10 protein-coding genes and 1 pseudogene are annotated in these 12,290 nt (G+C 72.3%); 7 read left to right on the top strand and 4 right to left on the bottom strand.

The window, feature by feature from the left end; translation table 11 throughout:
• Positions 1–92: 92 nt before the first annotated feature.
• Positions 93–884 (bottom strand): hypothetical protein, encoded by a 792-nt coding sequence (locus ACFXI4_RS36555; RefSeq protein ID WP_384999500.1) that lies wholly within the window; start codon positions 882–884, stop codon positions 93–95.
• Between the two features lie 323 nt (positions 885–1,207).
• Between ACFXI4_RS36555 and ACFXI4_RS36550 the strand changes: the two genes are divergently transcribed.
• The 3 genes from ACFXI4_RS36550 (at position 1,208) to ACFXI4_RS36540 (ending at position 4,039) form a co-directional block, all read left to right on the top strand.
• Positions 1,208–1,876: a DedA family protein gene (locus ACFXI4_RS36550; protein ID WP_384999497.1), complete on the top strand. Its 669-nt coding sequence runs from the start codon at positions 1,208–1,210 to the stop codon at positions 1,874–1,876.
• A 130-nt stretch (positions 1,877–2,006) separates the two neighbouring features.
• Positions 2,007–2,669 carry a response regulator transcription factor gene (locus tag ACFXI4_RS36545; protein WP_384999495.1) on the top strand — a complete coding sequence of 221 codons (663 nt, stop codon included), beginning with the start codon at positions 2,007–2,009 and terminating at the stop codon, positions 2,667–2,669.
• Positions 2,666–4,039 carry a sensor histidine kinase gene (locus tag ACFXI4_RS36540; RefSeq protein WP_384999492.1) on the top strand — a complete coding sequence of 458 codons (1,374 nt, stop codon included), beginning with the start codon at positions 2,666–2,668 and terminating at the stop codon, positions 4,037–4,039. Before ACFXI4_RS36545 ends, ACFXI4_RS36540 begins: the two co-directional genes overlap by 4 nt.
• 26 nt (positions 4,040–4,065) lie before the next feature.
• Here ACFXI4_RS36540 and ACFXI4_RS36535 read toward each other — a convergent pair whose 3' ends face one another.
• The 3 genes and pseudogenes from ACFXI4_RS36535 to ACFXI4_RS36525 form a co-directional block, all read right to left on the bottom strand.
• Complete coding sequence (locus ACFXI4_RS36535) at positions 4,066–4,917, bottom strand: hypothetical protein (RefSeq protein ID WP_384999489.1); 852 nt, start codon at positions 4,915–4,917, stop codon at positions 4,066–4,068.
• Positions 4,918–5,031: 114 nt separating this feature from the next.
• Positions 5,032–5,867 (bottom strand): annotated as a pseudogene (locus tag ACFXI4_RS36530) (hypothetical protein).
• Positions 5,868–6,512: 645 nt separating this feature from the next.
• The gene (locus ACFXI4_RS36525) at positions 6,513–7,961 is read right to left on the bottom strand and encodes an aldehyde dehydrogenase (protein ID WP_384999486.1); all 1,449 of its coding nucleotides are present in this window, start codon (positions 7,959–7,961) and stop codon (positions 6,513–6,515) included.
• A 186-nt stretch (positions 7,962–8,147) separates the two neighbouring features.
• Here ACFXI4_RS36525 and ACFXI4_RS36520 point away from each other — a divergent pair, with 186 nt between their 5' ends.
• The 4 genes from ACFXI4_RS36520 (at position 8,148) to ACFXI4_RS36505 (ending at position 12,256) form a co-directional block, all read left to right on the top strand.
• Positions 8,148–8,636 carry a TetR/AcrR family transcriptional regulator gene (locus tag ACFXI4_RS36520; RefSeq protein ID WP_384999602.1) on the top strand — a complete coding sequence of 163 codons (489 nt, stop codon included), beginning with the start codon at positions 8,148–8,150 and terminating at the stop codon, positions 8,634–8,636.
• A 69-nt stretch (positions 8,637–8,705) separates the two neighbouring features.
• Entirely contained in the window at positions 8,706–9,530 is an 825-nt protein-coding gene (locus ACFXI4_RS36515; protein WP_384999483.1) for a maleylpyruvate isomerase family mycothiol-dependent enzyme, read from the top strand.
• A gap of 143 nt (positions 9,531–9,673) precedes the next feature.
• A complete protein-coding gene (locus ACFXI4_RS36510; RefSeq protein WP_384999480.1) occupies positions 9,674–11,164 on the top strand; it encodes a hypothetical protein in 1,491 nt (496 codons plus the stop codon).
• A 3-nt stretch (positions 11,165–11,167) separates the two neighbouring features.
• A complete protein-coding gene (locus ACFXI4_RS36505; RefSeq protein WP_384999477.1) occupies positions 11,168–12,256 on the top strand; it encodes a hydrogenase expression protein HypE in 1,089 nt (362 codons plus the stop codon).
• The last annotated feature ends 34 nt before the right edge of the window (positions 12,257–12,290 follow it).

The following is a 12,290-nucleotide window of genomic DNA, read 5'->3' as shown; positions in this document are numbered from 1 at the left end:
GATACGCCGCCCGGAAGCCCGGTCTTCAGCTTGCATTTCACTCGGCCGTCGCGCATCCGGGTGACGGGCGGTCCCCCCACGACGCCGCAGGCTCAGGCCGCCTCGACGGTGGACGTGTCCCGGCGGGAGACGGCGAGGTAGCCGACGAAGCAGACGATGGCAGCGGTCCAGGCCAGGGTCACCGGTGCCAGTCCGAGCCCGAGGCCGCCACGGGGGCGGCCGAGCGCCATCCAGTCGGCGAGGGAGGCTCCGAGGGGGCGGGTGATGACATAGGCCGCCCAGAAGGCGGGCACCGCCTTCAGGGCGCCGGAGCGGTGGGCGAGCGGAGGGAGGCAGATCGCCACGCCGAAGAGGACGACCGAGCCGAGGTAGCCGAACCCGACGGTCGCGGTGAGGTCGCCGGCCGCGGTACCGAGCGCGAAGGTGGCCAGGACCGCCGCCCAGTAGAAGATCTCCCTGCTCCGGACGTCGATGCTGTGGATGGACAGGGTGCGCTCGACGGCGTACCAGAGCGCGAACACCGCCGCCAGCGCGACGAGGAAGAACGGGGCGGACACGGTGTAGGGCACGCCGAGACCGACGTGCAGCACGTCGGCGGCCATCGTGCCGAAGACACTGACCATCACGACGGCGGTCCAGTAGACCCAGGCGATGTACCGGCGGACCGCGAACTGCACGGCCAGGGAGACGGCCAGGGCGAGACCGCCGAGTGCCACCGCCGGCACCGGGCCCAGCGTCCGGGCCAGCAGGTCGGACGCGGTCTCGCCCATCCCGGTGGTGAGCACCTTGATGATCCAGAAGTAGACGGTCACTTCCGGCACCTTGTTGGCCGTGGTGCGCAGGGGGGCGAGGGGCCGGTCGTCGAGGAGACGCTCTGTGGTCATGGCCCGCACGATGACACGGCCGGCTCCCGATGCCACAGATCCCTTTGCCATTGTTTTGGGGCTTCAGGTGCATGAGTTTCACAACGGCGGCGCCGGCCTGACAGCAACCTGAACGCCTCGACAAAGAGCCTGTTCAGGAGGGGTGAACGGTGATACGAAGAGCGTTTCACGTGCGGCCAGCGCCGCCTCGGCGCCGCCGGCCGCGCCGAGGCGGCCGTGGCCGCGGACACCCCCGGGGAGCGTCTAGAGTTCCCGGAAGCGTCTACAAAGATGTAGTCGCCTGATCGTCCGGGCGACACCGTCCGCCTCGAAAGGACCCCGGCATGACCGCACCGATCCCTGTGGCGTCCCAGCTGGCCGTGAACGTGCTCGACGCCCACTCGTTGCTGGCGGCGTTCGGCGTGCTCGGTGTCGCGGTGGTGATGTTCGCCGAGACGGGACTGCTGGTCGGGTTCTTCCTGCCGGGCGACTCCCTGCTGTTCACCGCCGGCCTGCTGTGCACAGGCTCGGCGAAGGGGAGTCTGCACCTGTCACTGGGGCCCTTGCTCGTGGCGGCGGCGGCAGGTGCGCTGGTGGGAGCCCAGTGCGGATACCTGCTCGGCCGCAAGGCAGGCGGAGCCCTCCTGGCCCGGAGCCGTTCCCGCCGGCTGCACGAAGGGGCGGCACGCGCCGAGGAACTCCTCGAGCGGTACGGGTACGCCAAGGCCATCGTCCTGGCCCGGTTCGTGCCGGTGGTGCGGACCGTCCTCAATCCGATGGCGGGCGCGCTGGAGGTGCCGGCGCGCACCTTCACCCTGTGGCAGGTCGTCGGAGGCCTCCTGTGGAGCGTGGGCCTCACCCTCGCGGGGTACGGACTCGGTTCCTCGGTCCCGAACGTCGACCGCTACCTCCTGCCGCTGGTGGCGCTGATCGTGGCCGTCTCGCTGGTGCCCTTCGCCGCCGAGGTGTACTGGAGCCGCCGGGCCGCCCGGGCCGCGGAGGAGCGCGGGTGACCGGCACCCGGCCGGCCCGCGAACCGGCGGCGCCCACTGGTGGCCGGGCGTGAGCGTGCGCGACGGTGCGGTGGCCGTGGGGGGTTCGGCTCAGGCACGGCCGGTACGGCCGGCGATCCTACGGAGGACCATGCGGCACAAGATCCTGGTCGTCGAGGACGATCACGGCCTGCGGGACGTGCTGCTCCGCGGCCTCAGCGAGGAGGGCTTCGACCCCGTGCCGGCCGCCGACGGGGCGACCGCCCTGCGGCTGGCCACCGACGGCATCGCCGCGGTCGTCCTGGACGTCCAGCTGCCCGACGCGGACGGCCGGGACGTGTGCCAGGCGCTGCGGGGCAACGGATTCGGTGCGCCGGTCATCTTCCTGACGGCCCGCCATCGCCTCGCCGACCGGCTGTCCGGGTTCTCCGCCGGGGGCGACGACTACCTCCCCAAGCCGTTCCATCTCGCCGAGCTCGCCGCCCGGCTGCGGGTCGCGCTCAGGCGTTCCGCGCCCGCGGCCGTGACCACGGCCGGAGACCTGGTCTTGGACGCGACCCGGCACAGCGTGCGGGCCGGGGACACCCATGTCGACCTGTCCCCGACCGAATTCCGGCTCCTGGCCCCGCTCGTGGCCGCGGGCGGCGCCATCGTGAGCCGTCGCGACCTGGTCCGGGCCGCCTGGCCGGAGGGAGCCCAGGTCAGCGACAACACCCTGGACCAGTACCTGAGCCGGCTGCGCCGCAAACTGCGCGAGGCGGGCAGCGCCCTGAGCCTGGGCACCGTGCGGGGGATCGGGCACCGGCTGTCATGATCCGTCCGCTGCGCCGGCTCGCGCCCCGTACGCTCCGCGGACGGCTCTCGTTCGTGGCCCTGACCACCGCCGCCCTGCTGATGACCGTGCTGACCGTGGTGTTCGACGTGGTGGTGGAACGGCATCTGCGGGTCCAGGCGGACGACGAACTGCGCACCCGAGCGGCCGCCGTCGCCACCACCGTCGACACCGGCCACCGGCGGGTACGGGTCGTGGAGAGCGTCAACGACGGCCTCCTCGACGCCAACGTGTGGATCTACACCGGGACGCACCTGTTGGAGAGGCCGCCGTCGGCCTTGGCCGACGGCACACTGACCCGGGCCGCCGGACGGCTCGCCGGGGGCGGATCCGCTCACTGCACGACCGTCGAGGCGGACAACCCGCGCCTGGTGCGTATGTGTGCGCGGCCGGTGTCCGGTCCCCCCGGCTCCGCCACGGTCGTCACCGCCGTGGATCTGGCCCCGTACCGCGGCTCGGCGGACACCCTGCTGCTGGGATCCCTGGTCCTGGACGCGGTCGTGCTCGCGTGCACGTACGCGTTGACCCGGCTGGCCGTCGGGCGGGCCCTGCAACCGGTGGCCACCATGACCGACCAGGCCACCGAGTGGAGCACCGCGGGCTCCGACGAACGCTTCGGCGCCACCGGCCCGGCCGAACTCGCTCGCCTGGGCGCCTCGTTGGACGCACTGCTGGACCGCATACGTACCGTGCTGCGGCACGAGCGGCAGTTGACCGGGGAGCTCTCCCACGAACTGCGCACGCCGCTCACCCGTATCATCATCGAGCTGGACTGGTGGCGGAGCGGGCCGCGTTCGGCCGCCGAGACCCGCGCCACCCACGAGGTGATAGCGGAAGCCGCCCAGTCCATGCGCACCATCTGCGACACCCTGCTGAGCGACGCCCGCCAGAGCGCGTCGGGCGTCTCCTCGCCCCCCGGCGCCACGCCCGTCGCCCCCGTCCTGAAGCGCATGGTCGACGCCCTCGGCGCCCAGGTGCCGGTGCGGGTGCTGCTCGAGGACGTCGATCCGGCGCTGGAGGCAGGCGTGGCCCCCGCTCTCCTCGAACGCATCGTCAGCCCGCTCCTGGCCAACGCGGCCCGCTACGCCCGTGCCACGGTGAGCGTGACCGCGCGACCGGTGCCCGGCGCCGTACGGATCAGCGTCGCCGACGACGGACCGGGCGTGCCCGAGGCGTTCGTGGGTGATCTCTTCCACCCCGGCCGCCGGGCCGAACCCGCCGACGGGCACGACGGCGCGGGACTTGGCCTGTCGCTCGCGCGGCGTCTGGCCCGGGCCGCCGGCGGGGAGGTGTCCCACGATCCCGGACACACACCGGGGGCACGCTTCCAGGCGGACCTGCCCGCGGGGTGAGCCGAGGCGGCCCCGCGCCACGTCGGTCAACGGGTGGCAGCCGCGCGCTCCCGGACCCGCGCACGAGCCATGAGGCCGAGCAGCAGGACCAGCAGGACGGCCGAGGAGCCGGCCGTACCGAGGTTCAGGCCGCCCTTGGCGACCGGCTTCGTCAGGAAGTCACCGGCGGTCGCTCCCAGCGGACGGGTGAGGACGAACGCGATCCAGAACAGCAGGACGTCGGGCACGGCGGGCACCTTCACCAGTACGGCGAGGACGGCGAGCGCTCCGGTCACCAGCAGCGCCCCTCCCGCGTAGCCGAGACCGGAACTGTCGGACAGGAAGTCGCCCATGGAGGTGCCGAGGGTGTTGGAGACGAGGATCGCCGACCAGAACAGGGTCTCACCGCGCAGGGTGACGATCTCCCGGATCCGGAAGGTCATGCCGCTCAGCCGCCAGACCGCGAAGACGATCAGGAGGACCGAGACGAGGATCGCCGCGCCGGCCGGGTAGCCGAGGCCGAGGCCCTGGGGTCCCCAGCCCAGGGACGTGGCGCCGCCGGACAGGTACTCGGCGCCGGCGTCACGGTTCATGAAGTCGGACACGGTGGTGCCGGCCATGCTGGTCGACAGGATGACGGTCCAGTAGCAGAACGGGTTGTAGCGCTGAGCGCGGAGCTGGACGACGAGCGTCACCACGAAGACCACGAGCAGGGCGATCGTGGTGAGGAAGTAGCCGAGCCTCAGCGTCTGCGCGAAGAGGTCCCCGCCGGTCTCGCCCAGTGTGGTCGCCGCGATCTTCATGATCCAGAAGGTGAGGGTGACCTCGGGCAGTCTCTTCGTCACCGGCACCGGTGTACCGGCGGCCTCGGGGCCGGTGAGCGTTCTGGGCTGCTGCATCGTGGGGGGCTCCTTGCGCGGTCGTACGGCGGAGCGACCGCGACGCCGCGATCGCCGCCGACGACCTTGGCAGCATCGGCCTGAACGGCTCCTGAACGCCTGTCACCTGCCTGGTCAGACAGGGTGGCGTGCGGCCCGCGAAGGCTGCGACACGTCCTTCCGGGTGACGGCCAGATACACCACGAGGCCGAGGATGACGGCCAGGAAAGTGCGCTGGTGACGACGGTCCCGAGGCCGAGGCCGCCGTCACCGGTGGGCTGGGACAGGTAGTCGCCGACGGAGGCGCCGAGGGGGCGCGTGAGGACGTAGGCGATCCAGAAGCTCCATACGGCGTCCAGCCCGAGGGCGAAGCGGGCCAGGGCGACGGCGGCGATGGCCAGCGCGAACAGGACCGCGGCGAGCCGGTAGCCGAGGTCCATCCGCTCGGAGACCAGGTCGCCGGCCGCGGTGCCGAGGGCGAAGGTGAACAGCACGGCAAGCCAGTAAAAGGACTCACGGCCGGTCGTGTCGATGTGATGGATGGACAGCGTCCGCTCACGCCGATACCACAGCGCGAACACGACCGCGAGGACGATCGCGAAGACGGTGGTGCTGGTCTCCAGCGGGACGCCCATGTTGTCGGTGAGGTTGTCGCTGATCAGCGTCCCCACGACGCTGATCAGGGCGACGGCCGGCCAGTACACGCCCGCCCGGTAGGCACGGGTCCGGAACTGTACGGCCAGGACGGCCGCCAGCAGGGCGCTCATCAGCAGGGACACGCCGGTCAGGCCGAGCCCGGCCTTCTCGTTCAGCAGGTCGGCCGCGGTCTCCCCGACGGTCGTGCACAGCACCTTGGTGATCCAGAAGCAGAGGATGACCTCGGGCACCTTGTTCCGGCGCGTCCGACGGTCCGGTTCTCTCTCGGCGTCGGTCGCCGAAGGCACCGGGATGGGTGACGTTTCCTGTGTCATGAGGCCCGACCGTGCCACGGACCACCTGAACTAATCCTGAGTGCCGTGCCGTGCCGCGCCGTGCCGCGCCGTGCCGCGGCCGTCGCGGATGCGTGCGCCTCGGCCGACCGGCCATCGCCGATTCCCGCGCGTCCAGGGAGCCACCATGTTCCGCGGCTGAGTGGCTTCCCCCTCACCCCCACCAGCGAGCGGGGCGTCGGCGAAGCGGGGTACGCGGCGCTGGTGGCCCGCCTGGCCGACGCCGGCGTGGACTCCGTCGGCGCGCCCGGTCTACCGGTGGCCACGCCTGCCTCACCCGGGGGCAGCGCGCCCGTGCCCCGGCCGTCGCGGTGGAGGCCGCCGGCGGCGTTCCCGTCGTCGTCGGTACCGGCGCGCCGCGCACCTCGCACGTCCTGGAGCTCGCCGAGGACGCCCAGCCGGCGGGCGCCCCGGGAGTGCCGCCCGCCCCGATGACGTATCGCTGCCGTGGCGGCGGACCAGGTCCCACAGCGGTTCGAGTTCTCGGGACACATCCAGCCGCCTGGCACCTCGGTCTCACAGGTGAGCCGAACCTGCCCCTTGGTCTGCGTGGCCTGGACGAGACCGCCCGCCGGGAGGTCCTCGCCGTGCCGGACGGTCCCGGACTCACCTCCTCGGCGCGGGCGGTCACGCCCCGGAGACCGGCAGGGTGACGGACTTGTGCTCGACGTACTGGGCCAGCCCGACCGCGCCGTACTCACGGCCGATCCCACTCGCCTTGTAACCGCCGAACGGGCCGTCGAAGGAGATGGCCGCGCCGTTGACGGTGACCGTGCCGGTCCGCAGCCTGCGGGCGGTCTCCAGCGCGTGCGCCTCGTCGGCGGACCACACGCCCCCGGAGAGGCCGTACTCGGAGTCGTTGGCGATCCGTACGGCGTCGTCCTCGTCGTCGTAGGGGATGACCACGAGGACCGGGCCGAAGATCTCCTCGCGGGCGATCCGCATGGAGTTGTCGACGTCCGCGAAGACGGTCGGGGTCACGTAGTTGCCGTTCTCCAGCCCCGGCGGGACGCCCGGGCCACCGGTGACGAGCCGGGCCCCTTCCCTGACGCCGGCCTCGATGTAGTCGCGCACGCGCTGTTGCTGGTCGCGGCGGATCATCGGGCCGATGAAGGTGTCGGGGTCGGCCGGGTCACCGACCTTGAGCGACTCCACGAGGTCCTTGAGGCCGGTGACGACCTCCTCGTACCGGTCGCGCGGGGCGAGGACGCGGGTCTGGGCGATGCAGGACTCGCCGTTGTTGAGCAGCGAGGCGAACTTGAGCCCGCGCACCGCGCGGTCGATGTCGGCGTCCGGCAGGATGATCGCGGCCGACTTGCCGCCCAGTTCCAGGCTGACCCGCTTCAGCTGTCGGCCCGCGATGGCGGCGATCCGGCGCCCGGCCCCGGTCGAGCCGGTGAACGCGATCTTGTCGATGCCGGGGTGGGACACCAGGTACTCGCTGGTCTCCCGGTCGGCGGCGAGCACGCTGATCACCCCTTCCGGCAGACCGGTCCGCTCCAGCAGCTCGGCGAGGAAACCCATGCTCAGCGAGTTCTCCGGGGACACCTTCAGGACGACCGTGTTGCCGGCCAGCAGCGCCGGGATGATCTTCGCCAGGGCCGCCGAGTACGGGGAGTTCCAGGGAATGACGGCGGCGACGACACCGACGGGCTCCCGGCGTACGACGGCGCGCACCGCGGAGCCGGACCCCACCGGCTCCTCCCAGCCGAACCCCTCGGCGGCCGCGAGGTAGGCCTCGGCCTGCCGGGTGAGCCCCGGCTGCCCGGCCCTGGTGAACCAGGCGGCCGAGCCGTTCTCGGCCGAGATGAGGTCGGCGATCTTCTCGGCACCGGCCTCGCGCAGCGCGTTCAGACGCCGTATGACGGCGATGCGGTCGGCCGGCGCCGTGCGCGGCCAGGGCCCCTCGTCGAAGGCGAGCCGGGCGGCGGCCACCGCGCGGTCGATGTCGGCGGGCCGGGCCTGGGCGGCACGGCCGAGGACCCTCTGGTCGTGCGGCGACCGGATGTCGAGCAGTCCGGGGTCGCTGGGTGCCTCCCAGGAGCCGGCGATGAAGAGGCGGTCGTACGTGATCATGTGCCCTCTTCCGAGGTTGTCGAGTGAACCATTCGGTTATCTGTCACTTCAATGTAGCACTTAGCTCCTTCACCGCATCGTTCATGAGTCACTAGGCGAGTCAGGTTCCACACATCGGGCTATGCTCGGCGCGTGAGAGCAGACGCAGCACGCAACCTGGAAGCGGTCCTGACGACCGGGGCCCGCATGCTCGCCGCCGACCCGGCCGCGAGCATCGCCGCGATCGCGGCCGAGGCGGGCGTCGACCGGCGCACCGTCTACCGGCGGTTCGCGTCCCGCGACGAGCTGCTCGCCGCCGTCTACGAGGCGCGCTACGACGCGGTCGAGCGCGCCGTGCAGAACGCCAGGCTGCGCGCGGCTCCGGTCGCCGTGGCGCTGCACCGCTACGTCGAGGAGATCATCGGCGTGAACCGCACATGGCCGGTGGAACTCGGCCGGCTGCGCGCCGACGACTCGATCCGCCGGCGGCGCGATGCTCTGATCGGGGAGATCGACGACTTCCTGCGGCGCGCCACCGACGAGGGGCTGCTGCGCGCCGATCTGCCGCTCGCGTGGGCGAGTTCACTGCTGCCGCAGCTGATGCACTCGGCCGCACAGGAGTTGACCGGGCTCAGCGCCGCCCAGGCCGCCGACGTGGTCGTCGACACCTTCCTGAACGGCCTCGGCCCGCGGTGATCGCCACGGGTCTTGTGGTGCGCCCGTACCTCTGATTGGGTACCGCCCGGCAGAACGGGAGCAACCGACATGGACCAGGCGGCACGGCGGGACGTCCAGGGGGCGCTGCCCGAAGGGCTCGGACGGGCGATACGGCGGACCGGCGACGACATCGCGGCCGTGCTGGACGGCGTGGCGCAGACGCGATCCGCCGTACCGGGGTCGCAATGGACCGTCGGCGAGGCGGCGGCCCACCTGGCGCTGGCCAACGAGCTGATGGCCGACCTCGCCCTCGGCACCGAACGCCCTTACGGGGACGGCACACCGCAGAGCCTCGCGGCGGCCAACGCCGAGTCCCTGGCCGGGTTCGGGGAACGCCGGGCCGAACCGCTCGCCGCCATGATCACCGAACAGGCCGCACGCGCCGTCGCCGCGCTGGCCGCGACGGCGGACGGGCCTGCGCCGGTCACGCCGCTCGGCCGGATGGACCGGTCCGTGCTCGCCTCCTACCTGCTCACGCACATGCTGGGCCACGGCTACGATCTCGCCCGCGCGCTGCGGCGCCCGCACATGATCCACGCCGAACGGGTGGCGCTGTGCATGCCGTTCATGCTGTCGGTGATGCCGGCCGTGGCGAACGCCCCGGCCGTCGCCGGACTCACCGCCCGCTACACGATCCGGCTGCGCGGTGACGGCGGCGCCTTCGGGGTGACCGTTGCCGGTGATGCCGTCCGGGTGGCCCCGGAACCGCAGGACCGTCCGGACTGCACGATCCTCATCGATCCGGCCGCCTTCCTCCTCATCGCCCTCGGCCGCCGCAGCCCGTGGTCGGCCATGGCCCGCGGCCAGATACTCGCCACCGGCCGCAAGCCCTGGCTGGCCCCCCGCTTCCCCTCCTTGTTCACCGCCCCCTGACCGCCGCCTCCCCCGGCCGGTCCGGCGCACGCCCCGGCACACCCCGTTCGGCCCAACCCCGCTCGCCCAGAAGAGGCGAGCGGGCGTGACCGATGTGACCGTGGTGGAAGGTATGGGCGCGCGTACGGATCCGAGGAGGCTGCATGGCCGAGCCACTGGTCGACGGCAGGGCACCCCGCACTGCCCCGGCGGACGGATCGCAGCGGCCCTGTGACCGGTCCGGGCACGTCTTCGGACAGCTGAGCGCCGTCGCCGACGCCGTGCTCTACGAGGGCTACCTCCTGTACCCCTATCGGCGGTCCTCGCCGAAGAACCGTGCCCGCTGGCAGTTCGGGGTCCTCTTCCCGAAGGACTGGGTGGAGGCCGACGGTCCGGTCAGCCCGGGTGTGTCGGGTTCGGCGGACTCCTGGTACCAGCAGACGGAGTGTCTGGTGAGGGTGCACCGGCCGGACGCGGTGCTGCGGGTGCGGGTGCGGTACCTGCAGATGCAGCACAAGCAGGTCGAGGACGCCGAGGGCCGGCCGGTGGAGTCGCTGACGTGCGACGACGGGACCGTGCAGCTGACCTTCGAGGAGGCGGTGCCGCGCGCGGCCGACCTCACGGTCAGCGCGGTCGAGGGTGAGCACCGCTTTCCGGTGGGCTCCCCCGCCGGTACGGACCGGGAGGTGCTGTCCGCAGGTGCCGGGCGGATCGTCAGGCACCGGGAGGAGATCCGGGCGAGCACCACGCTGGTGGTCGAGCGGCTCGGCGAGGACCTCCTGCGGCTCCGGGTGCGCACCGCGCACGAGGGGCACCCGGCCGATCCGCACGCCTCCCGCGACCGGGCGTTGCGTCACGCCCTCATCGCCACCCACACCCTGCTCGGCGCCGAGGGCGCGGAGTTCGTCTCCCTCATCGACCCCGGCGCGGCCCGTCAGGAGGCCGCCCGGAGCTGCCGCAACGACTTCACGTTCCCGGTGCTCGGCGGCGCACCCCCCGCCGACGCCCCCGCGGACGGCTCGGTCTCCGCCCTGCTGCTGTCCTCGCCGATCATCCTGCCCGACCATCCGCAGGTGGCACCGGAGAGCCCCGGGGATCTGCACGACGCCGGGGAGATCGACGAGATCCTCACCCTGCGCACCATGCTGCTGACGGACGCGGAGAAGCGGGAGGCCCGCGCCACCGACCCGCGGGCCGCCGAGATCCTCGACCGTGTCGACACCATGCCGCCCGAGGTCCTCGGGCGGCTGCACGGCGCCATCCGTTCGCTGAAGCCGGCCGCCGGCCGTCCCGCCTGGTGGCAGGAGGGCGCCGACGAGGGGCTCTGTCCGGCCACCGACACCGTTCTGGTCGCCGGCGTGCGGGTCGGCGGCGGCAGTGCGGTGCGGCTGCGGCCGCGCGGCCGGGGCGCCGACGCCCAGGACATGTTCCTGGCCGGACGGACCGCGACCGTGGCCGCCGTCTTCCACGACGTGGACGGCAGTACCCACCTGGCCGTCACCGTCGACGACGATCCGGCGGCCGAACTGCACGGCTGGTACGGCCGTTTCCACTACTTCCGGCCCGACGAACTCGAGCCGCTCGGGGGTACCGACGTCCCGGATCCAGCGGTGGCGCAAGGGCCGCCCACGGGACCCACTCCACCGGAGGCCTAGCGCATGAGCACCAAGAACGCCACCACCGCCGTCGGCGGCGAACCGGGCGAAGCCGGCGAACACCAGGGCTTCGACGAGATCACCATCCTGTGGATCTCCGAGGGCATGAGCTGTGACGGCGACACCGTCTCCGTGACCGCGGCCGACCAGCCGTCCATCGAGGACCTGGTACTCGGCCTGATCCCGGGCATTCCCAAGGTCAACCTGGTCAACAAGGTGCTGTCGCCGAGCCTGGGCGGCGAGGACTTCCTCGCGCCGTACCGGAAGGCCGCGCGGGGCGAGCTGGAGCCGTTCATCCTCGTCATCGAGGGCTCGGTCCCGAACCAGAACATCATCGAGGGCGAGGGCTACTGGACGTCCTTCGGCAACGACCCGGAGACCGGCCAGCCGCAGACCCTCAACGACTGGATCGACCAACTGGCGCCCAAGGCCTGGGCGGTGGTGGCCGTCGGCACGTGTGCCACCTTCGGCGGTATCCACGCGATGGCCGGCAACCCGACCGGTTCGATGGGCCTCGCGGACTACCTGGGCTGGGACTACAAGTCGCAGGGCGGCCTGCCCGTGGTGAACATCCCGGGCTGCCCGGTGCAGCCGGAGAACTTCATGGAGACCCTGGTCTGGGTGCTCTACCACGCCGCCGGCACCGCTCCCCCGCCTCCGCTGGACCACATGCTGCGCCCGCAGTGGCTGTTCGGGCGCACGGTCCACGAGGGCTGCGACCGGGGGTCGTACTACGAGCAGGCGTCCTTCGCGATGGACTACAACTCCCCCAAGTGCCTGGTCAAGACCGGCTGCTGGGGTCCGGTCGTGAACTGCAACGTGCCCAAGCGGGGCTGGATGGCCGGCATCGGCGGCTGCCCCAACGTCGGCGGCATCTGCATCGGCTGCACCATGCCCGGCTTCCCGGACGCGTTCATGCCGTTCATGGACGAACCGCCCGGCGGCACCCTCTCCTCGCTGGCCATCAAGCCGTACGGGGCGGTCATCCGCAGGCTGCGCGGCTTCACCAACGACCTGGTCAACCACGAGCCCAAGTGGCGCCACAACAAGCGCAAGCTCACCAGCGGGTACGCCCCGCGCTGGCGGCCCTGACGCCCCAGAGTCCTCCCGCCCCACGTCCCCCCAC

It is taken from the genome of Streptomyces sp. NPDC059224 (assembly GCF_042754285.1).
Classification (GTDB): domain Bacteria; phylum Actinomycetota; class Actinomycetes; order Streptomycetales; family Streptomycetaceae; genus Streptomyces.
The sequence above is the reverse complement of the archived record's forward strand: the minus strand, read 5'-3'. Positions and strand labels throughout refer to the sequence as shown.

Bases quoted from the DNA above. Each gene is read 5' to 3' on its own strand.
- ACFXI4_RS36535 (WP_384999489.1), bottom strand. From the start codon at position 4,917: ATGCAGCAGCCCAGAACGCTCACCGGCCCCGAGGCCGCCGGTACACCG.
- ACFXI4_RS36505 (WP_384999477.1), top strand. From the start codon at position 11,168: ATGAGCACCAAGAACGCCACCACCGCCGTCGGCGGCGAACCGGGCGAA.
- ACFXI4_RS36510 (WP_384999480.1), top strand. From the start codon at position 9,674: ATGGCCGAGCCACTGGTCGACGGCAGGGCACCCCGCACTGCCCCGGCG.
- ACFXI4_RS36550 (WP_384999497.1), top strand. From the start codon at position 1,208: ATGACCGCACCGATCCCTGTGGCGTCCCAGCTGGCCGTGAACGTGCTC.
- ACFXI4_RS36525 (WP_384999486.1), bottom strand. From the start codon at position 7,961: ATGATCACGTACGACCGCCTCTTCATCGCCGGCTCCTGGGAGGCACCC.
- ACFXI4_RS36540 (WP_384999492.1), top strand. From the start codon at position 2,666: ATGATCCGTCCGCTGCGCCGGCTCGCGCCCCGTACGCTCCGCGGACGG.
- ACFXI4_RS36545 (WP_384999495.1), top strand. From the start codon at position 2,007: ATGCGGCACAAGATCCTGGTCGTCGAGGACGATCACGGCCTGCGGGAC.
- ACFXI4_RS36520 (WP_384999602.1), top strand. From the start codon at position 8,148: ATGCTCGCCGCCGACCCGGCCGCGAGCATCGCCGCGATCGCGGCCGAG.
- ACFXI4_RS36555 (WP_384999500.1), bottom strand. From the start codon at position 884: ATGACCACAGAGCGTCTCCTCGACGACCGGCCCCTCGCCCCCCTGCGC.
- ACFXI4_RS36515 (WP_384999483.1), top strand. From the start codon at position 8,706: ATGGACCAGGCGGCACGGCGGGACGTCCAGGGGGCGCTGCCCGAAGGG.